15 protein-coding genes are annotated in these 21,360 nt (G+C 61.4%); 13 read left to right on the top strand and 2 right to left on the bottom strand.

Annotated elements, in window-relative coordinates; genetic code table 11:
- Positions 1-212 precede the first annotated feature (212 nt).
- Positions 213-1,523, top strand: coding sequence for a L,D-transpeptidase family protein (locus tag IAE77_RS19325; RefSeq protein WP_294230145.1), 1,311 nt, complete (start codon positions 213-215; stop codon positions 1,521-1,523).
- 29 nt (positions 1,524-1,552) lie between these two features.
- On the opposite strand, the gene mpl is transcribed toward IAE77_RS19325, so the two are convergent.
- Positions 1,553-2,938: a UDP-N-acetylmuramate:L-alanyl-gamma-D-glutamyl-meso-diaminopimelate ligase gene (mpl, locus tag IAE77_RS19320; RefSeq protein ID WP_294230141.1), complete on the bottom strand. Its 1,386-nt coding sequence runs from the start codon at positions 2,936-2,938 to the stop codon at positions 1,553-1,555.
- Between the two features lie 117 nt (positions 2,939-3,055).
- Here mpl and IAE77_RS19315 point away from each other — a divergent pair, with 117 nt between their 5' ends.
- The 5 genes from IAE77_RS19315 to IAE77_RS19295 all read left to right on the top strand — a co-directional run bounded on the left by IAE77_RS19315 (position 3,056) and on the right by IAE77_RS19295 (position 6,994).
- The gene (locus IAE77_RS19315; RefSeq protein ID WP_294230138.1) at positions 3,056-3,646 is read left to right on the top strand and encodes an RNA polymerase sigma factor; all 591 of its coding nucleotides are present in this window, start codon (positions 3,056-3,058) and stop codon (positions 3,644-3,646) included.
- Positions 3,643-4,377, top strand: a complete 735-nt coding sequence (locus tag IAE77_RS19310; protein ID WP_294230136.1) for a hypothetical protein — start codon at positions 3,643-3,645, stop codon at positions 4,375-4,377. Before IAE77_RS19315 ends, IAE77_RS19310 begins: the two co-directional genes overlap by 4 nt.
- 146 nt (positions 4,378-4,523) lie before the next feature.
- Entirely contained in the window at positions 4,524-4,964 is a 441-nt protein-coding gene (locus IAE77_RS19305; protein WP_294230131.1) for a RidA family protein, read from the top strand.
- 144 nt (positions 4,965-5,108) lie between these two features.
- Positions 5,109-6,467 carry a tRNA (N6-isopentenyl adenosine(37)-C2)-methylthiotransferase MiaB gene (gene miaB / locus IAE77_RS19300; protein WP_294230128.1) on the top strand — a complete coding sequence of 453 codons (1,359 nt, stop codon included), beginning with the start codon at positions 5,109-5,111 and terminating at the stop codon, positions 6,465-6,467.
- Entirely contained in the window at positions 6,464-6,994 is a 531-nt protein-coding gene (locus IAE77_RS19295) for a GNAT family N-acetyltransferase (RefSeq protein WP_294230125.1), read from the top strand. The genes miaB and IAE77_RS19295 overlap by 4 nt, the downstream gene beginning before the upstream one ends.
- Here IAE77_RS19295 and IAE77_RS19290 read toward each other — a convergent pair.
- Positions 6,952-7,884 (bottom strand): adenylate/guanylate cyclase domain-containing protein, encoded by a 933-nt coding sequence (locus IAE77_RS19290; RefSeq protein WP_294230122.1) that lies wholly within the window; start codon positions 7,882-7,884, stop codon positions 6,952-6,954. The genes IAE77_RS19295 and IAE77_RS19290 overlap by 43 nt on opposite strands.
- A 199-nt stretch (positions 7,885-8,083) precedes the next feature.
- Here IAE77_RS19290 and IAE77_RS19285 point away from each other — a divergent pair, with 199 nt between their 5' ends.
- From IAE77_RS19285 to IAE77_RS19255, 7 genes are all read left to right on the top strand, one after another.
- On the top strand, positions 8,084-8,821 hold the full coding sequence (locus IAE77_RS19285) for a hypothetical protein (protein ID WP_294230119.1): 738 nt from the start codon (positions 8,084-8,086) through the stop codon (positions 8,819-8,821).
- 52 nt (positions 8,822-8,873) lie between these two features.
- Positions 8,874-9,773: an ankyrin repeat domain-containing protein gene (locus IAE77_RS19280; RefSeq protein ID WP_294230116.1), complete on the top strand. Its 900-nt coding sequence runs from the start codon at positions 8,874-8,876 to the stop codon at positions 9,771-9,773.
- A 101-nt stretch (positions 9,774-9,874) separates the two neighbouring features.
- Complete coding sequence (gene dnaE, locus IAE77_RS19275) at positions 9,875-13,507, top strand: DNA polymerase III subunit alpha (RefSeq protein ID WP_294230113.1); 3,633 nt, start codon at positions 9,875-9,877, stop codon at positions 13,505-13,507.
- 137 nt (positions 13,508-13,644) lie between these two features.
- Positions 13,645-15,045: a DUF1501 domain-containing protein gene (locus IAE77_RS19270; RefSeq protein ID WP_294230110.1), complete on the top strand. Its 1,401-nt coding sequence runs from the start codon at positions 13,645-13,647 to the stop codon at positions 15,043-15,045.
- Positions 15,046-15,120: 75 nt separating this feature from the next.
- Positions 15,121-15,489 carry a BlaI/MecI/CopY family transcriptional regulator gene (locus IAE77_RS19265; RefSeq protein WP_294230108.1) on the top strand — a complete coding sequence of 123 codons (369 nt, stop codon included), beginning with the start codon at positions 15,121-15,123 and terminating at the stop codon, positions 15,487-15,489.
- 18 nt (positions 15,490-15,507) lie between these two features.
- On the top strand, positions 15,508-17,523 hold the full coding sequence (locus IAE77_RS19260; RefSeq protein WP_294230105.1) for a M56 family metallopeptidase: 2,016 nt from the start codon (positions 15,508-15,510) through the stop codon (positions 17,521-17,523).
- 69 nt (positions 17,524-17,592) lie between these two features.
- Positions 17,593-21,357, top strand: coding sequence for a DUF1592 domain-containing protein (locus tag IAE77_RS19255; RefSeq protein ID WP_294230102.1), 3,765 nt, complete (start codon positions 17,593-17,595; stop codon positions 21,355-21,357).
- The last annotated feature ends 3 nt before the right edge of the window (positions 21,358-21,360 follow it).

Raw genomic sequence — 21,360 nt, 5'->3', positions numbered from 1 at the left:
ATTCAGTACTGTCCCATCCCTTGTTTGAATTTCCATAATTTCCTTTGCCATCGTTTAAATTCATACGCCGCACTTAATCAATCCCGGCTCGTGTTCTGGCACGGTGATGGCTAAGCAAAATCGAAGCTCGACACTCCAGTCATTTTTGTTATGGATGGCGCGCCTGTGACTCAAAAATGAAAACGAAATGGCTTAACATGGTTGGTGCCTGCTTGCTTCCGCCCGTCGTGGGCGTGGGAGCTTGCAGCGGCCTCATCCATCTTTTGAAGAACCATGAATTGTTCCGGCCCGGCCACATCGTCCTGCCAGCCGCGGCGGCCGGACAAGTGAGGACCGGCCATTTGAGCGAGACTGCGGCGGAAATTCGCGCGTCACTGCCTTTGGACGATGGTCTGGGCCGGATCGTCCCGCCGCGCATGCCGGAAAACCCCGAGCGTGAGGCGATACGCAAAGCGGCCGAAGCTGCGAGGCAGAGCCCCGCCCCGAAGAAGCCGGTCCCTGCGGAGCCCGTGGTCGCGGCCAAGGTTCCTGCGGCCAAGAAAGTGGCGCCGGTTGTCATCAAGCCGCAACCTTGGCGCCCCATCATTGATCCGATCGACCAGCATTGGACAAAGCTGATGCCGCGCACGGATGCGCTGCCCCAGGCTTATCAGGCGGTGCTCAATGACGACCCGGAGCACCTCGCCAAACTCATTTCGATGGGAGTTTCGCCTCACGAAATGACGCTCGGAGGCGATACGCCGCTCTGTGCCGCTGTGCGCATGGGGCGGGCTGAATGCGTCCGGGTCCTGTTCCTCGCTGGCGTGGACATGAACCAGCCGGCGCACGAAAAACAGCCGCCCATCGCCGTCGCCTCGCTCCGTCGCAACACGCCGGTGTTGAAAGCCCTGCTGGACTGCGGGGTCGATCCGAACACGCGTTTCAAGACTCCGGTGCTCAAGTCGGTGATCGATCGCTGCATGATCAAGGACCTGCGCAATGCCATGGAGAGCGACCGTGGCGTCACCCCGCTGATTTGCTGCGCGGCTCGTGGGGATGTCGAAGGCGCGGTCGCTTTGATGGCCGCAGGTGCGCGACCTGGCGTCTGTACCACCCGTTATCACCGCTATCCGATCAACTTCGCCGCCACCCAGGGCTACCTGTTCCTCATGCGCGTCCTCCTGGGGCGTGATCCAGATTCCGAGCCCGACACGCTGGTCACGGTCGATCTATCCAGCCAGCGTGCCTGGGTGACCAAGCAAGGCCGCGTCATTAACAGCACCATGGTCTCCACCGGCCGACAGGGTTACGGCACACCGGCCGGGCGTTATGTCATCACCGACAAACACCGCAGCCACACGTCCACCCTGTACCACGTGGCGATGCCCTGGTTCATGCGGCTGAACTGCGGCGCCATCGGCCTGCACAGCGGCTATGTGACCGGACGTCCGGCATCGCATGGCTGCATCCGGCTGCCGTATGAGAAGGCGAAGGAGTTCTTCGGCCAAGTCGCCGTCGGAGACGAGGTGCAGATCATCTATTAAAGACCGGATCGCTGGAGCCGGCGCTCCGCTCAAAGGGCCTTCAGCAGCTTGTCGTGGATGCCGTCAAAGCCGCCGTTGCTGAAGACGACGATCACATCGCCGCTGCGGCTTTCGGACTTCAAACGGCTCACAATCGCGTCCGTGCTCGCCTCAAACCAGCAGGGTTTGCCGCGTGAGGTCACGGCGGCGGCCACTTTCGCGGTGTCCAGGCGCTGATCAGCGGCCACCTTCTCCGGATTGGCCACGGCAGCGATCACGGAGGCGTCCGCCTCGGTCAAAGCCTCGATCAATTCGTTTTGCAGGACATTGCGGCGGCTGGTGTTTGAGCGCGGTTCAAACAGGGCCCACAGTCGGCGGCCTTGGTAGCGCTGCCGCAGGCCGCGCAGGGTCTCACGGATCGCCGTGGGGTGATGGCCGAAATCGTCGATCACCGTGATGCCGTGGGTGCTGCCGCGTTCCTGCTGGCGGCGGCGGATGCCACGGAAGCTTTGCAGACCGGCGCGGATCTCGTCATCGCTCAATCCCGCAAAACGCGCCGCACAGACACACATCGCCGCGTTACGCGCGTTGAATTCGCCGATCATCGGCACCTCGAACGCGTCGCCATTGATCTCGAACCGCGTGCTGTCCGGCGTGGTGCCGGTGATCGTGATGCGGAAGTCACACGCCGGCCCCAATCCCACCGTTTTCAGCGGTGCGGGGCATTTGGCACGCAGGGTGAGGCAGTTCGCATCGTCGCCATTGATCAGCACCAGTCCGTTGCGCGGCACGGTGTTCAGGAAGCGCTGGAAGCTCAGCAGGATGTCATCCAGGTCGCGGAAGATGTCCGCGTGGTCGAATTCGATGTTGTTCACGATCGCGCATTCCGGCAGGTAGTGCAGGAACTTGCTGCGCTTGTCGAAGTAGGCCGTGTCGTACTCGTCTCCCTCGATCACAAACAGGTCAGAGTGGGTGAACCGGGCGCCCGAATCGAAGTTCTCCGGCACGCCGCCGATCATGAAGCCGGGAACCTTGCCGGCGTGCTCGAAAATCCACGCCAGCATCGTTGTCGTCGTCGTTTTGCCGTGCGTGCCGCTGACCACAAAGCTGCGTTTGCCCTGGATCACCTCCCGCTTCAGCATCTCCGCCATCGAGACATAAGGCAGCTTTTTCTCCAGCAGCGTCTCCAGCTCCGGATTGCCGCGGGAGATGGCGTTTCCGACGACATAAACATCCGCTCCGGCTGGCAGGTTCTCCGGTTTGTAGCCCTCGGTCACCGTGATCCCGGCATTCCGCAGCACATCGCTCATCGGCGGATAGACCTGTGCATCGGAACCGCTGATGGTGTGGCCGAGCGCCCGCAGCGCGACTGCGGTCGAGCCCATCGCCGTGCCGCAGATGCCGATGAAGTGGATGTGTTTGGTTGGGAGGGCCATGTCGGTTTTCGGGCGGCACATAAACCGGACTTTCCGGCCCCGCCCGCAAAAAATGGGGCTTTCCCGGAATAATGCGCCAGCCGGCTTCTCCCACACCGAAATGATCCCTCCCAATGCATGGAGCTCACCTTCCAAGTCGGCATTGAACTGCCTGCAATCCGTCCCATACCTCGCCGCGTGACTGATGCCGTGCCCAGCTTCGAGCAGATCGTGGACGCCCATTACGAGGGCCTCCACCGCTTCGCTCTCAGCATGTGCCGCCGGGAGGCCACGGCGCAGGACCTCGTGCAGCAGACCTTTCTCCAGTGGGCGAGGAAGGGCCACACCCTGCGGGATCCTGCGAAGGTCAAGACCTGGCTCTTCACCACGATCTACCGCGAGTGGCTCAGCATCGCCCGGCGGGAGAAAAAGCATGAGCAGGTCGAGTTCGAGCCTGACTTGCACGGCTCGGCACAGATGGACGACGAAGGCGGAAACCCCCACGTGGACAGTGCCACGCTGCAGACGGCGCTGGGGCAGCTCGATCCGAATTACCGCGCCCCGCTCGTGCTGTTCTACCTCAAGGAGCTGTCCTATCGTGAGATCGCCGAGGCGCTCGCCATTCCCATTGGCACCGTGATGTCACGACTGTCCCGCGGAAAGGACCACCTGCGCCAGATCCTCCTCAAACTTCAGGGAAACATCATTCCCGCCACCTTTCAGACGTGACACGCGAAGAAGCCAGACTCGAACTCGACGCCACGACGCTCCGGCCGCAGGACGCGTCGCCGGAGGCCCGTGCCATGCTGGAGAGTGACGCCCGGCTCGCCGCATGGCATGCGCAACGCACGGCCTTCGATGAATCCGTCGCCGCCGCGTTCACCACGGCCGCACCGCCTGGCCTTCGTGACAGCATCCTGAGGAACGTGAAGCCGGCGGTGAATCGTCGGCGACTTCGCTGGACCATGACGGCACTCGCCACCGCCGCCGCAGCATGCGTCGTGGCTGGTTTCACCCTGTTCCTGCCTGTGCATGGGGACATGCCCGCCTGGCAGTCCGAGTCCCTCGCCGCCGTCATCAAGGTGGAGCACGGCATGGCGCGGCTCGACCAGCGGGCTCCAAATCTGGATGAGGTGAGACGGCTGCTGGCAGCCACCCGCTCACCCAGCCCTGGCCGTCTGCCCGGCACGATTGCGAGCCGGCCGACTTTTGGCTGCAAACGCATCCAGGTCGCAGGCCGGCCCGCCACCATCATTTGTTTCAAGCTCGATGGCGGCAAAGAGGCGCACCTGGTGGTCATCAATGGTGCCTCAGACGCCTCGGATGTGCCGCACACCCCGCCACGCCTCGAAACTCGGGACCGCTGGCACATGGCAAGCTGGAGTGATGGGCGCCAGACCTACCTCCTGGCCACCAGCGCGAGTGAGAAAGAGCTGAAGCAGTTGCTGGGTCTTGTTTGAAACGAGCGACAGGTGCGCGGCCTCGTTCTTTACGCGAGGGGACTCGAAAATTGGGAACTGAAGAATGGAAATGATCGGCGAGGTCCGTTATCAAGCGCCTCCAAGGCAACACTTGGAACCTGAACCTTGAAACTCAGCACCCGACCATGACTCCCCAGCAAAAAGCAGAATCCCTCGGCATCACCTTCGCGAAGCAGACCCCCGGCTATCTGAACCTCTGCATCCGCAGCGGCAGCCAGCTCCTCACCTCCGGCCACGTCAGCGATCTGAAGGGCAAGCTGGGCGCGGGAGTCTCGACAGAAGACGGTTACAAGGCGGCGAAAAACTGCGCCGAGAAGATTCTGAACTCGGTTTGGAACGTCCATGGCACCCTCGACGGCCTGAAGGTCATCAAAGTGCTCGGCTGCGTGAACTCCACGCTCGACTACAGCGACCAGCATCTCGTCATCAACGGCTGCAGCGACCTCCTGCACGAAATCTTCGGCAAGGAAGGCGATGGCTACCACGCCCGCAGCGCCCTCGGCTTCGCGCAGCTCCCCACCGGGGCCGCGGTGGAGGTCGAGGCGATCTTTGAGATCAAAGCGTGAACGAATGACCAAAACAGAAGGACGAATGACGAATCAATGACCAAGTCCGAATGCCGCAAACCTTCGGAATTCGGCATTCGTCATTTCACGGCCTCGCCGCCTCTTGCGCCCTCTTCTGCGGAAAGCTACTCTCCCAGCCCCCCAATGCCCCGCGTCCACATCAAAACCTACGGCTGTCAGATGAACGAGCGCGACACCGAGCAGGTGTCGCAGATGTTCGTCGAGCGCGGGTACACCATGACGGCGACCGACACGGACGCAGATGTGGTTTTGATCAACACCTGCTCCGTGCGCGATCAGGCCGAGCAGAAGGCGCTGGGCAAGATGGGCATGGTGCGTCGTCGGCGCATCCCGCTCGTCACCGGCTTCATGGGATGCATGGCGCAGAGCCGTGGCAGCGAGCTCGTGGACAAGGCCAGCGTCGATCTCGTCGTCGGCACGCAGAAGTATCACCGCGTCGTCGATTACGTCGATGAGATCATCCGCAAGAAAGAGGCGACGCTCATGGACGACGAGCGTTTCTCCATCGTCGATGTCGAGGAGGAGGAGCAGTCGCAGAACACCATCCGCGACCACACGCTGAAGGAAAAGCAGGCCAGCGCCTTCGTGAGCATCATGCAGGGCTGCAACATGAAGTGCACCTTCTGCATCGTGCCCTACACACGCGGCGAGGAACGCGGCCGTCCCATCGCCGACATCGTGGAGGAGGTGAAACGCCTCGCGGATCGCGGTGTGAAGGAAGTCACGCTGCTCGGCCAGATCGTGAATCTTTACGGCCGCCACGAATTCCCCGCTTTCGATGGCAAAAGCCCCTTCGTGCAGCTTTTGGAGGCCGTGCACGAGGTGCCCGGCATCCAGCGCATCCGTTTCACCAGCCCGCATCCCATCGGCTACAAAAAGGACCTCATCGAGGCCTTCACCTACCTGCCGAAGCTCGCCGAGCACGTCCACCTGCCCGTGCAAAGCGGCAGCGATGCCATTTTGAAGCGCATGCACCGTCCATACTCGACGGCGAAGTTCACTGAACTCATCCAGCGCATCCGCGCCGCGCGTCCCGGCATCGCCGTGACCACCGATGTCATCGTCGGCTTCCCCGGCGAGACGGAGGAGAACTACCTGGAGACGCGAAAGCTCTTCGAAGACATCCGTTTCGACAACGCCTTCGTCTTCCGCTACTCCAAACGCCGCGGCACCCCCGCCGCCGAGATGGAAGACGCTCTGCAAGTGCCTGAAAAGGTCAAAGAAGAGCGCAATCAAGACCTCCTCGCCCTCGTCAACAGCATCGCCCTGCCGATGTATGACGCGCTCGTCGGCAAAGAGGTCGAGATCCTCTGCGAAGGCCCCAGCAAGACCAACTCCGAGCGCCTCACCGGCCGCACCGGCAGCAACCGCATCGTCGTCTTCGACGGCAACCCCGCACGCCACACCGGCGAGATCTTCAAAGTCCGCATCACCGAGGCCGGGCACTTCACGCTGTTTGGGGATCCGGTTTTGACAGCATGAGCATTTCGCTCCAGCCTCTCACCCGCGAGCATGCGGCTTCGTTTTGCCAGCTCGTCATCGCGTTGGCGAAGTTTGAGAAGCTGACGCCGCCGGATGCGGCGGCGCAGGGGCGGCTGGTGGAGGATGCGCTCAGTGACAGGCCACGGATCGAGGTGTGGCTGGCGTTTGTGGACGGCGCGGAGGTGCCGTGCGGGTATTTGATCCTCGTGGAGACGTATTCGAGCTTCCTCGCGCTGCCGACGCTCTACATCGAGGATGTGTTTGTGCTGCCGGAGCATCGCGGCGCGGGTGTGGGCGGTGCGCTGCTGAAAAAAGCGGCGAGTCTGGCCTACGAGCGCGGTTGCGGCCGCATGGAATGGACGGCGCTGGACTGGAATGTGAACGCGCAGCGCGTGTATGAGCAGCGCCTCGGTGCGAAACGGATGAGCGAGTGGTTTCTCTATCGCATGACGCGGGAGGACATAGGCTGCTACCTCTCGATCCCTCAGGTGGGGATCGTGACGGTGGGGAAGTCGCTCAACGAGTAAACCTCGACGGGGTCTGGCTGGCCTTTGACCGGATGAATGCCGGCGTTTTGGTAGAGCCGCAGGCCTTCCGGCCAGCCTTGAAGGAAAGGCGCTCCGGCGAGCACGGGCACCTGCAGCTTCCGGGTGAGGCTCTCGATGCGGAAGGTGACGTTCACGGCTTCACCCACGGCGGTGGTGTTGCCACGGCCCATGGCTCCGAGGGCGACATCGCCGATGTTCAAGCCGATGTGGCAGTGAACTTCGAGGTTCATGTTCTCGCGCAGCCATTTGCGCTTGGGCGAGTTGCCGGCATCCGGGCCGCTGAGCAGTTTGGCGGCTTCGGTGGCCTTCACGCGGGTGCTGGGATCGTCTCCCGGCCAGTAGGCGAAGACACCGTCGCCAATGAACTTGTCGATGATGGCATCACGCGATTTCAGGACCTGCTCGCACTGCGCATACCATTCACGCAGCATGGCAGCGACCTCCTCGGCACTGAGTTGGGCCGAAAGGGAGGTGAAATTACGCAGGTCGCCGACGAGCAGGGTGGCCTTCACGGTCTTCACCGGCAGGGCGATGGTGTGCAGGGACTGGGTGCTGACGTTGCTGGTCTCGCTGGGCGGACGTTCGTCGTCCTGACTGTCAAAAATAAAGACGCTGGTGCCGAACTGCACGCGGTCGCCATGACGCAGGGCGCGGGCGGTGGTGACGGCCACGTCGTTGACGAAGCTGCCGTTGGCGCTGCCGAGGTCGGACACCCAGAACAGGGCGCCATCACGGCGGATGGTGGCATGCTGCCGGGACACGCCACCGTCCAGCAGACGGATGGAGGCATCCGGACTGCGGCCGATCAGGTTGAAGTCTTCGAGGACTATCTCCTGACCTTTCTCGATGGATCTGAGGGTGGCTCCCATGCGGGTTGGTTGCTAAACCGTTTTTGAAGCAATTTACGCGCCACTAGTCAAGCGCGGGCAGGCATTAGCTACAAGGTTTTTCACGGGTTCTTTCTCCGCTCAAAAAGCACCACCCCAAAAACAGGCGGCAAGCGGACGGCCGCTCCCATGCCGTCCAACGATGCGTTTGCCTTGGCCGCTCCCGCCTCCATGATGGGTCATGGTTGTCCGTTTTTTCAGCCGTCCTTTTCTGAATGCCGTGGGGCTGCTGACGCTGGCGGCAGGCAGCGCGGGTGCTCACGTGGTCCCGAACATGACGGTGGAGGCGGAATTCGCTGCCGACGGCCGCTACGCTTTGCAGATCAATGTGGACCCGCGCACTTTTCTGGCCTCTGACCCCACCAGTCTGCCGCCGGTGCCCGCCTCGTGGTATCAGGAGCAGTCGGCGGAGCAGGCGGCGGCCACGAAGGCGAAGGCTCAGGAATACCTCGTCGCGGCGCTGGGGCTGCTCTTCGGTGGACAAAAGACAGCGCTCCCAGCTTGCGAAATCCAGCCGATCGACGGGGAGGACAACACGCCGCTCGAACCGGACACCCAGGAAGTCCATTTCCTGGCCCGGGTCCAGGGATCGGTCCCTCCCGGGGCTGCCAGCTTCCAGGTGGATTTTGCGAAGGATGCGAACACCACCCTGATCCTGCTGCCCCAGCAGAAAGGCGGCTCCGCCGCCCGGCCCCAGGTGATTTTTCCTGGCGAGACCAGCCGGCCGTTTGAGTTGACGTTCGTGCCAAACGCAAAGCCTGGGGTCGCGCCGAAGCCCGCAGCCAGTTCATCGGCCGGTCGAATGGCCGTGGGACTGCTCCTGGCAGCCGTGCTCGTGCTGCTTTTTCAAGGCTGGCGCCTGCTCAACAAATACCGCCATCATCATCGCTGGCACCAGCGGCCGAAGAAGGACGAATGAGGGGTGACATCGTGGGGGACTTGTGACTACGATCTTGGGCGCATTTCCACCGATGAACCGTCTTTCCCTGCTGCTGATCCTGGGTTTATGGCCTGCCACCCGTGTTTTGTCCCATGAGGACGATCCAGACGTCACCTCCGAACATCGCGATTTGCGTGGAGCGGCCAAAGCCGCCGTCTGGTCTGGAAACACGACGCTGATGGACGCCCTGCTGAAGGCGGGATTGCAGGTCAACAAGCCTGTCGATCCCGAGGATGGTCAGACGGTGCTGCACGTGGCCGTTTCCGCACGAAAACCGGACATGATCCGCCATCTGCTCGCGAAAGGAGCCGATCCGCTGGCGCTGGATTATTACAATGACAAACCGGTGGATGACCTGGCCCGTTGCTCGGACGAAAAAGAGCTGAACGGATGCCTGGAGGCTCTCAAACGTGAGCTGGCCGGTCACGACCGCAGGATGCTGGATGAAATCCCCGTCCCGGTCTGGCGCGAGGTGCTGGGCCAGCCAGCCAAAACGCCTGATCCGCTGGCACCACCCGTCAAAGATGCGCCACCTCCGCTGGTGATCTTCATTTCGATCAATGACCTCGATCCCGTGCCCGAGATGAAGCCGGTGCTGGACGCCCATTATCCCGGCTGGAGGCCCGGAAGCCTCATCGAACCGGCTGAACCACCCGCCAATGCGAGGCACGGCAGCATTATTCGCGACAAGAAGACCAAGGAGTTTGGCGAGCATGTGCAGATCACGCTTGCCGGATCATCCTCCACGTCGATCCGGCAGGAGGACAAAAGCCTGCTCGCCAAACTGGCCCGTGGCTGGATCGCTCCTGCCTACGAGTTCAAAGTGCGCACCACCCGCGGTGGAGCGATGAATGGCGGCGGCTGGGCAGGGCATGTCGTCCTCTTGAACGGGTACTGGATCAAACTGGGCACCTTCGGCTGGGACGAGTGATGACGCGGCGATTGTGAACAACTCCTGCTGTCCAATCTATCCGGGCTGGCTAAAACTGGCAGGCCAGCCGAAATCCGTCATTCGGAGGCCCCCATTCGCTCATGTCTGACTCCTTCGTCCATCTTCACCTGCATTCCGACTACTCACTGCTCGATGGTGCGGTGCGGATTGACCAGCTCGTGAAGAAGGCTCAGGAATACAAGATGCCCGCCGTGGCGATCACGGACCACGGCAATCTCTTCGGCGCGATCGACTTCTACATGGCGGCGATGAAGACCAAGCCAAAGCCCAAAAAGGGCGAGGTGGTGACGGAGGAGCAGCTCGCGAAGGTGGTGAAGCCCATTCTCGGCTGCGAGATCTACCTGGCACCCGGCTCCATGCACGACAAACAGGAGGTGCCCGGCCGGAAACGCGCCTCTCACCTCACGCTGCTGGCCTCGACGAACGAGGGGTTCGACAACCTCTCCAAACTTGTCTCCCAGGCGCACTTGCACGGTCAGTGGTACAAGCCGCGGGCGGACAAGGAACTCCTGCGCCAGCATTCAAAGGGCCTCATCTGCCTCAGTGGCTGCATCAATGGCGAGATCAACGAACTGCTGCTCTCCGATCGCAAAGATGAGGCGGAGAAGAGCCTGCAGGAGTTTCGTGACATCTTCGGCCCGGAGAATTTCTATCTGGAGATCCAGGACCACAACATGGAGGCGCAGCGCAAGAGCGCCCGCCAGATGATCGAGTGGGGCAGGGAATACGGCCTCAAGACCGTCGCCACCAACGACGTCCACTTCCTGCGACGTGAGGACCACGAGTCCCACGACATCATGATCTGCATCGGCACTGGCGCGAGCATCTACGACCAGAACCGCATGACGTACTCCCCGGAGGTCCATTTCAAGACCGCCGAGGAGATGCGGGCGCTGTTTGCGGAAGTGCCCGAGGCCTGCGATGCCACGCTCGAGATCGCCGAGCGCTGCGACGTCAAAATCCACCTCGACTCCACCTCCATCGACCGCTACCCGCAGTATCCGATGCCCGATGGCGGGGATCGAAACGAGTATCTCCGCAAACTCACGCAGGAAGGACTCGAACGCCGTTACGGCCGCGACCGCGCCCTCAATGACGAGGTGCTCCACCAGCGCATGGAGGTGGAACTCGCATTGCTGAAGGAGAAAAACTTCACCAGCTACTTCCTCATCGTTTGGGACTTCATCAACTGGGCTCGCGAGCACGGCATTCCCGTCGGTCCGGGCCGCGGATCGGCCGCCGGATCGCTCGTGGCATTCTGCCTCGGCATCACGGACATCGATCCGCTGCGCTTCGAGCTCGTTTTCGAGCGTTTCCTCAATCCAGAGCGTGTTTCGCCGCCTGATATCGACATCGACTTCTGCCAGACGCGCCGACCGGAGGTCATCCAATACGTCCGCGAAAAATACGGCGACCTCAGCGTCTGCCACATCATCACCTTCGGCACGATGGGGGCCAAATCGGTCATCCGCGATGTCGGCCGCGTGCTCGGCTGGAGCTACGGCGACAGCGATGCGCTCGCGAAGATGATTCCGAACGAGCTGAACATCGACCTTGAGGAGTCGGTGAAGAAGAACCCCGAGCTCGCGGCCAAGCTCGAAGCGGACACGAACGCGCAGGAGCTTTGGAGGCACGCCACCTTCCTCGAAGGCCTGACACGCGGCACCGGCGTTCACGCCGCCGGCGTCGTCATTGGTGACCGTCGTCTCGACAACTTCATCGCCCTCACACGCGACAAGGATGAGGCGATCCTCTCGCAATACGCGATGAAGCCGCTCACTGAGCTCGGCATGCTCAAGATGGACTTCCTCGGCCTCAAAACGCTGACGGTGATCCACGAGGCCGAGTATTGGATCAACAAACGCGTGCCCGGCTTCAAAGTGGCCGATGCGCCGCTGGAAGACCTCAAGACCTTCGAACTCATCAAGCGTGGCGAAACGGTCGCCGTGTTCCAGATGGAATCTGGCGGCATGGTGAACACCTGCAAACAGCTCGGGCCGGACACCATCGAGGAAATCATCGCTATCCTCGCCCTGTATCGTCCGGGGCCGATGCAGTTCATTCCCGACTACATCGCGCGTAAAAAAGGCCTCGAGAAGGTCGAGTATCCACACCCGCTGCTCGAAAAGATCGCCAAGGAGACCTACGGCATCCTGGTTTATCAGGAACAGGTCATGCAGGCCGCGAACGTGCTCGCGGGCTTCTCCCTCGGCGGCGCTGACATGCTGCGCCGTGCCATGGGCAAGAAGGACGCCGCCGAGATGGCGCGTCAGCGACTCACCTTCGTCGAAGGCTGCCTCAAAACGAACGGCATCCCCGAAAAGCAGGCCAACGCCGTCTTCGATTTGCTCGAAAAGTTCGCGCAATACGGCTTCAACAAATCCCACTCTGCCGCCTACGGGATCGTCACGTATCGCACGGCCTATTTGAAGGCCAACTACCCCGTCGAATTCATGGCGGGCGTGCTCAGTTACGAAATCAGCAATCCCGACAAGATCGCCAACTTCGTCTCCGAGTGCTTCGAGATGGGCATTCGCGTGTTGCCGCCGGATATCAACAAGTCGGCTCTGAAATTCGCTCCCGAGTTCGTCGAAGAACTCGCCAAGGAGCGGGGGACTCTGTCCCCCGATGGCAACGGGGACGGAGTCCCCGCCTCCATGAACATCCCCAACGCCATCCGCTACGGGCTCAGCGCCATCAAAAACGTCGGTGAAGGGGCGATGGAGGCCGCGATTGCGGAACGCGAGCAAAACGGCCCCTACACCAGCCTCGAAGACTTCGCCGCGCGCATGGACAACCGTGCAGTGAACAAAAAACTCATGGAAGCGCTCGTGAAGGCCGGCGCGTTCGACTTCACCGGCGAGTTGCGGGCAGTCATGTTCGCCAAGCTCGAACAGGTGCTCGCCTCCGCCGCGTCGATGCAAAAGGACAAGAAGGCAGGGCAGGGCGGCCTGTTTGACGATTTCGACCTCGGCAAACCGAAGAAATCGAAGAAGAACGAGTCCACCGAGCCCGCGCTGGTGTGGAGCACGGATGAGGTGCTCGCCTTTGAAAAGGAACTGCTCGGCTTCTACGTCAGCGGCCATCCGCTCGACAGCTACCGCGGCCATTTTGACTCGCCCAAGCTCATCAAGATCGCGGGCATTGAGGAGATCGACACCAAGGAGAAGCCCAGCACGCACACCATCGCCGGCATATTGAGCCAGCTAGAGGTGCGTTACTCGAAGAAGGACAACCGTCCCTTCGCCACCTTCAAAGTAGAAGACTTCACCGGCGTGCAGGAGATGATGTGCTGGAGCGACGACTACGAGAAACTCAAGGACGTGCTCGCCAACGGCGCCGTGATGGCCTTCCGCGTCCGCGTCAGCAAGGATCAAAAGACCGACGGCAACCGCTGCACCTGCAACGACGCCAAACCGCTCAAGCCCAAGGCCGCGAAGCCGCGCAACGCCGGCGATCCCGACCCCTCGCTGCCGCCGCCTCCCAAACCGCCCGCGCCCCCGAAACCCATCGTGCTGAAGCTCAACACCCGCCAGCACGACGAAACCGATCTCGAACGCATCCACGAAGTCCTCACCCAATTCCCCGGCGACCTCCCCGTCTTCCTCGAAATCTCCCAAAACGGCCACAAAGCACGGCTGGAGGTCGATGAGACACTGCGTGTCACGTCCAGCGCTGAATTGAGGCGGGCGTTGGTCATCTGGCTGGACTGAGGGTGAAACGTGCGTGGTTGTGGTCGGCCGGGTATCCCATCCAATTCGACCCACGTGCCCGTCCGGCCCTTGAAGGCGTATGAAAAGGCAGATGATGCATCGGCGTTCTTCCCCGCGAAGTTCAACCCGCTTGCACCATGACTGCCTCGTCCATTTCCCGCCGCGCCTGGCTTCAGAACACTGCTTGCGGTTTCGGTGCGCTCGCTTTGCGCGACCTCGTGCAGGCTGCGGAGAGTCCGCTCGCGCTGAGGGCGCCTCGTTTGCCTGCGAAGGCGAAACGCGTGATCTTCCTCTTCATGTCCGGCGGGCCTTCGCAGCCGGACCTCTTTGACCCAAAGAGCTACATCAAGCGCATGCATGGCCAGACGATCCATGCGCCGATCAACACGAACGAACTCCGCGTCGGCACGGACAAATTCCTCGCGCTGGCGACGCATGGCGAGGTGCGGCCACGTGGACAGAGCGGCATGATGATCTCCGATTTGCTGCCGCACACCGCGAGCATCGCGGATGAGATCTGCCTGCTGCGGGCGATGCATTCGGACAACAACCAGCACCAGCCCGCCGCGCTTCAATTTCACACCGGCATCACGGCGGACGTGCGTCCCTCGCTCGGCTCGTGGGTCAGCTACGGCCTCGGCACGGAGAATCAAAGCCTGCCGAGCTTCATCACCATCCATCCCGACAGCGACACGCGGCTCTACGGCTCCGGATTCCTCCCCGCCGCGCATCAGGGCACGAAAGTCACCGTGCCGCAGGACGCCAAGCAATCGCCCATCGACTACCTCGCCGACATTTCCGGCGATGCGAAATCGCAACGCGCCCGCATCGACTTCACCCAGCGCATGAACCGTCGCCTGCTCGATCAAGCGCCTGGCGATGCACGCATGGAAGGCATGATCGAGAGCATGGAGATCGCCTTTCGCATGCAAACGGCCACGCCGGAACTCATGGACATCTCCAGCGAGTCCGAGGCCACGAAGAAGCTGTATGGCATCGGCAACAAAGACTGCGACAAGAACGCCCGAGCCTGCCTGCTCGCGCGTCGTTTGAGCGAAGCCGGCGTGCGTTTCGTCCAGGTCACCATGGGCGGCTGGGATCATCATGGTGACATCCGTAACGCGTTGCCGAAAAGCTGCGCCGGCACCGACCAGCCCTGCGCCGCGCTCATCAAAGATCTCAAGTCACGCGGTCTTCTCGAAGACACGCTCGTCATTTGGAGCGGCGAGTTTGGCCGCACGCCGTGGAGCCAGGACCTCAGCGGCACCTCGCCAATCGAGAAACACGGCCGCGAGCATCAACCCGAAAGCTTTTGCACCTGGCTCGCCGGTGGCGGCATCAAACCCGGCCTCACCTTCGGCGAGACCGACGACTTCGGCTTCCGCCCCGTCTCCGGCAAAGTCCACCTCCACGACCTGCACGCCACGATCCTGCATCAACTCGGCCTCGATCATGAAAAGCTCACATGGAGGCATCTGGGCCGCGATTACCGGCTCACCGATGTGCATGGTAACGTCGTGAAGGAGATACTGGCCTGAAGCGCTCTTGCAGCAAGGGCTGAAAAATCAACCTTCAAGCTTGACCTTGAGTCTTAAAGGTTGAAAAATCAGCCCATGGACAATCTGAGCCGCCGGGAACGTGAGGTCATGGAAATCGTCTTCGCCTTGGGCGAGGCCACGCTGTCGCAAATCCTGGAGGAAATGGCGGATCCGCCTACGCGACCGGCGCTACGCTCGATTTTGACCATCCTGGAGGAGAAAGGGCAGCTCAAGCATCGCACCGAGGGCCGGGAGTTTGTGTATCGCAGTGTCGTCTCGCGGGAAAAGGCCGGGAAATCGACGCTGAGCCGCGTGGTGAGCACTTTTTTCGGCGGCTCGATCTCCCAGGCGCTCGCCGCCTACCTGAGTGATCCGAAGGCGAGGCTCTCCGATGATGAAATCGCCGAGCTGCGTCGCTTCATCGACGAGGCAAAGCCACGCTGAACCCAACCCACCACGCTGATGAACACGCTGCTCACCTCCTTCACACCTGCCTGGCTGGCGGATGTGTCCCTCCAGATCACGCTGTGGCTGGCATTCGCTGGTTTGCTCAGCCTGTGGCCCGCTTTACCGGCTGCACGGCGTCATTTTGTGCAGGCTGTGGCTCTGCTGACGCTGCCGTTGTTGCTTGTGGCGGGCTTCATCGTGCCCGGCTGGCGTTTGATGCCCGTCCAATCACCTGAAAGCGTGTCATCGAGCAAGCCTTCCTCAGTAGTCGAAGTGGCGAATGCCGATCCATTCGCCATGTCCATCTCCGTGAAGACCACCTTGTTGGAGGTGGAGCAGGCTCCGGTGTGGTGGGGGATGGTCTGGCTGCTCGGAGCGACCGCTGGTCTTGGCCTGCTCGGATGGTCTGCAAAGTCACTGCGTCGGCTGCGGAGCGAATCTGCGGAGGTTCACGATGAACGGCTGAAGGCGGTTTTTCGCGAAGAGTCCGACGTGCTTGGCTTGAGGCTGGAGGCGGATTGTTTGCGTCAAAGTGAAGCCTGCGGGGTGCCGATGACCTGGGGCCTGTTTTCTCAAAAGACGCTGCTGCTGACGCGCGAGGCGGTGGACTGGCCGGAGGCCCGGCTGCGGCTCGTGCTGCGGCATGAACTGGCGCATCTCGCGCGGGGGGATGTGCTGGTCTCCGCGATCATGACCTTGGTGGCGGTGCTGTTGTGGTTTCATCCCGTCGTGTGGATCATGCTACGGGCCGCACAACGTTCCCGCGAGCAGGCCTGTGACGATCTGGCGTTGGGCCGCGGGGATCAGAAGGCGGCGGACTTTGCGCATGAACTGCTGGCAGCCGTTGAGGCGCTTGTGCCGGTTTCCAGACGGCCTCTGCTGCCGCTCGCTCTTGCGATGTCGGTATCGGGTGGCGCTCGTTTGATGCGTGGCAGGCTGCAAAACATCCTGCAGGGTCCCGAGCGGCGCGTGGGTTTCAGCCGCTGGCAGAAAACCGGGCTGCTGGTGCTTGCGCTGATGCTCAGTGGTTTGCTGGCCGGGCTCACGGCATGCCGGAAAGAAGCTCCGTCCACGTCTTCTGAGGCGCAGATCTGGGTGCAGGCGAAGGTTTTTAGCGTTCCGGTGGACTCGCCCGTGCTCGCCCAGGCCGGTCTGGTCATGGATGGTCAGAACAAAGGACTTCAGACTCTTGGTGTGATTCCCGAGGCGAGTCTTCAAACGCTGCTTCGAGGCCTCTCGCAGCAGAAAGGGGTGGATTTGATGAGCACTCCTTCCATCACCACACGTAGCGGCCAGAAGGCGGTGATGGAGATGGTGCGCGAGTTCATTTACCCGACCGAGTTTGATCCGCCGAGGCACATCGACAAGGACAACACCGTCATCCCGACGACACCGACCGCTTTTGAAATGCGCCCGGTGGGCGTGCGCATCGAGGTGGTGCCCGAACTTCTCACGAAAGACGAGGTCCAACTGACGGTGATGCCGGAAATCACGGAGTTTGAAGGCTTCATCAACTATGGAGATCCGGTCACCCGGGAAGATGGGAAAGTGGTCACACCCAATGCAGTGAAGCAGCCGGTGTTTCACTCGCTGAAAATGACAAGCTCCTTTGTGCTCACGAGACGCGAGGCTGTGGTGATCGGCGGCCTGGGCTCGCCGGAGGGTGTCTTTATTCCTCACGAAACCGAATCTGACACCCTCGTGGAGGCCAAGTCGAACAAGGCAGGTCGCCTGATCTTTTTCGTCTTCCAAGCAAGCGAAGTGGTGCCCGCCAGGCCCAAACCAACGCCAGCCAGTGACGAGCCTGCCGTCACGATTTTCGGCCAGGTGCTGCGGCAAGGGAAATACACGCTCAAATCCGGAATGACTTTGGCTGACTTGATCCAGGCGGCCGGCGGGCTGTCCCAGCGTGCCGACACAAAGGAGGTGACTCTGGAACGAAAGGGCAAGAAGCAGCCCCTCGACCTCCAGAACAAAGCGACGCCGCTCCAGTCGGGCGATGTGGTGATCGTGGGCGAAACAAAAAGCTGATTTATCGACCTAAGATCCGTTCAATAGAACATGAATCCAAGTGTTCTGACTTGTTCCCTCGCACTACTTTTGCCCCTGGTAGCAGTCACGACACATGCCGTCGAGACACGAGCCATCCTCCAAACCTACTGCCTCAACTGTCACTCGACCAAAGAGCAGAAAGGCGATCTCGATCTCGAAGCCTCCGACATTCAAAAAGAGCCGCACGTCTGGGAAAACGTGCTCGACCAGATGCAGCTCGGCGAAATGCCGCCGAAGAAGGAGAAGCAACTCAGCGCTGCGGAGAAAAAGCAGCTCACCGACTGGGTGCGCGGCACCTTGGATCAAATCGCTCTCGCGAATGCCGGCGATCCAGGACCCGTCGTGTTGCGGCGGCTGTCGAACATGGAATACACCTACACACTGCGTGATTTGACCGGCATCGAGTCGCTGGATCCAGCGCGTGAGTTTCCCATCGATGGTGCGGCGGGTGAAGGTTTCACGAATGCGGGAGCGGCGCTCGTGATGTCGCCCGCCTTGCTCACGAAGTATCTCGACGCAGCGAAAGAGATCGCGAGTCACGCGGTCTTCACGCCGCACGGCATGCACTGGTCCGCCAGCACTTCGGCTCAAGATTGGACGGACGAGACATTGGCGATGATCCGCTCTTTTTACGCACGCTACAGCACCGCCGGCGGCGCTCAGGCGATGAATCTGCAAGGCGTGAAGTTTGACACGAATGCCGGCGGTCGTTTGCCGCTCCCGCGCTATCTCGATGCGCTTCAAGGCCGTGGCAGCGCGGACAGCTTGAGCCCGAAATACCTGCAAATACTCCGCGCGGCACTCACGAGCACAAAACCATCCATTTTACTCGATCCGCTGCGGGCGAAGTTCCGGGCGAAAAAGCTCAACGCAGCCGACATCGAGCCTTGGCAGCAGGTTCTGTGGCGATTCGCCAGCGTAGGCCACATCGGCAAAGAAAACGGCCCGAAGGCCTGGCAGGAGCCTGTGACGCCACTGGTGCCGGAACATGAAATGCGCGTCAAGCTGACCTCGGATCGCGATGTGACGCTCTATTTGACCACCACCGATGCAGGCGACGGCAGCGATGGGGATGAGGTGATCTGGCAAAATCCACGCCTTGTTGCTCCCGGCAGGCCCGATTTGCCGATCCATGGTCTTCCCGCGCTCTTGAAGCACCTCGAAGCGCAGCGTGAGAGAATCATCGCAAGCACCGAGCAGTGCCTGAATGCCATCGCGAATGGCAAAAGCGATGCGGACCCTGCTTTGATGGCCGCGTGGCGTGAATACCTCGGCTACGGCACGACGAATCTCGAACCGCTGCTCACGAAACAACTCAAGAGCACCCCGGACTACAACTTCATCCAGGGCTGGCAGGGCGAGCAGGCGCTCAGCGTGCTCGCCAACTCCTCCGACGCCACCGTGCGCACGCCGGGCGTGATGAAGGCGCACAGCGTCGCCACGCATCCTTCCCCGACGCGTGCCTCAGTCATCGCCTGGCATTGCGACAAGGCCGGCAGCCTGCGCATCCAGGGTGATGTGACCGATGCGCACCCCGAATGCGGCAACGGCGTCACTTGGGCGCTTGAGGTGCGACGCGGCCACACGAGCGAAGTGCTCGCCAGCGGTGTGGCGAAATCTGCGGCGGAGCAAAAGCTGGGGCCGTTTGAGAACGTGCGCGTCGAGGCGGGTCAGGTTGTCGCATTGGTCATCGGTCCACGTGATGGCAACCACGTCTGTGACCTCACCGCCGTGAATCTGACCCTCAGCGATGGCTCGAAGACCTGGGACCTCGCGAAGGAGGTGTCGCCAAACATCTTGAAGGGCAATCCTCATGGCGCGTGGCACTTCCTCAGCCAACCCGCCACCCTCGAAGCCGCGCCGGATGTGCCTGCACCGATCGCCGAATGGCGAAAAAAGCCTTCACCGGAACTCGCCATGAAAGTGCGGCAGTATTTGGAGAAGGACTTCCCACTCACGTCACCGCTTCTTCGCCCATTCCTGTCAATCGGGTCAGCTACGTCATTCCCGTCCAACCCCACCGCCAAAGCGCCTTCCATCCTCGAAATCCAAACCCCCGCGGCCCTCGCGAATGGCACCGAGTTCGTCGTCACTGGCAAACTGGCCTCCAAAACCCACGGCAGCGTGCAGATGCAGGTGCTCATGCAAAAGCCGGCTGTCAACGTGAGCCTTGTCGCCGGCAAAGCGGAGTCGGCGGTCAAAAATGGCCGGTGGAGCGACAACAACCTCATCACGCAGCATACCGCCCCGATCATCGTGAATGACGCCAGCGTGCCCCGCACACGCTTTGAGGCCGCTTTCGACGACTTCCGCGCTCTTTTCCCCATCGCGCTCTGCTACACCAAGATCGTGCCGGTGGATGAAGTGGTCACGCTGACGCTGTTTCATCGCGAGGACGAACCTTTGCGCCGTCTGATGCTCTCCAAGGCCGAATCGAGCGAACTCGACCGCTTGTGGGATGAATTGCTCTTCGTCAGCGAGGCTCCGCTGAAGCAGGTGGACGTCTTTGAGCAGCTTTTCCAGTTCGCAACCCAGGATGCGAAGCCCAGCGCCTTCGAGCCCATGCGCGAGCCGATCCTGAAAGCCGCCGCGAAGTTCAAAGCACAGCAGAAGGCCGCCATCGAGCCTCAAAAGGCCGCCGTGCTGGCCTTTGCGGAGAAAGCCTGGCGACGTCCTCTCACCGAAAAAGAGATCAGCGGTCTGCGAGCCTTTGATCCGCGTCTCATGCTCGTGCGAGTGCTGACTTCGCCCGCGTTTTTGTATCGCGGCGAGAAAGTACCGGCCAAAACAGCTCCCGTGAGCACTCAGGAGCTCGCCACACGCCTCAGTTACTTTTTATGGTCCTCCGCACCGGATGAGGAGCTGAGATCCAGTGACCTGAATGACCTTATTGAGCAAACTAGGCGCATGCTAAGGAGCGACAAAGTGCGCCGTCTGGCCCTCGAGTTCGGTTGCCAATACCTGCACGTACGCGATGTCGCCACGCTCGAAGAAAAAAGCGAACGCCACTTCCCCACCTTCCTCGACCTCCGCGATGACATGCAGGAGGAAGTCACCCGCTTCTTCATCGACCTCATCCAGAACAATCGCAGCATCGTGAGCCTGCTGGATGCGGATCACACCTTTGTGAATGCGGAACTCGCGAAGCACTATGGATTGGACGTAGAACGACTTTCCAAAGTCGTTCCCCCAGACCGCGAATCTGGAGATTCGAGCTACGGTCGCATCGACGGTCTGCATGCCCAGGGCCGCGGCGGCATCCTCGGTTTCGCCGCCACGCTCGCCAAACAAGCCGGAGCCTCACGCAACAGCGCCATCCTGCGCGGCACCTGGCTCACCGAGATCGTGCTCGGTGAAAAACTGCCCATTCCTCCGAAAGGCGTGCCCGTTTTGCCTGAGGAAGCCCCCACTGACCTCACTGAACGTCAACTCATCGAGCGACACAGCCGCGATGAGAACTGCATGGGCTGCCACAAGCGCATCGATCCTTACGGCTTCGCCCTCGAAGGCTTCGACGCCATCGGTCGTGCTCGAAAAGCCGATACCAAGACCGTTTTGCCCGATGGAAGCGCCATCGATGGCCTCGTGGGCCTTCGCGACTACCTCCTCACGAATCGCCGGGATGACTTCACGCGCCAGTTTTGCCGGAAACTGCTCGGCTATGCGCTGGGCCGCGGTGTGCAGCTTTCCGACAAGCCGCTGATCGAGCAGATGGTGAAGAGCGACCTCCGCTTTGGCACGCTGGTGGAGATGATCGTCCGCAGCCGGCAGTTCCGCGAGGTGCGTGGGAAAGAATTCACGGCCAACCACTGATTC

The sequence above is a fragment of the Prosthecobacter sp. genome (assembly GCF_014879935.1).
In the GTDB taxonomy this organism is placed as follows: Bacteria; Verrucomicrobiota; Verrucomicrobiia; order Verrucomicrobiales; family Verrucomicrobiaceae; genus Prosthecobacter.
This window is presented reverse-complemented; position numbering and strand designations above follow the sequence as displayed.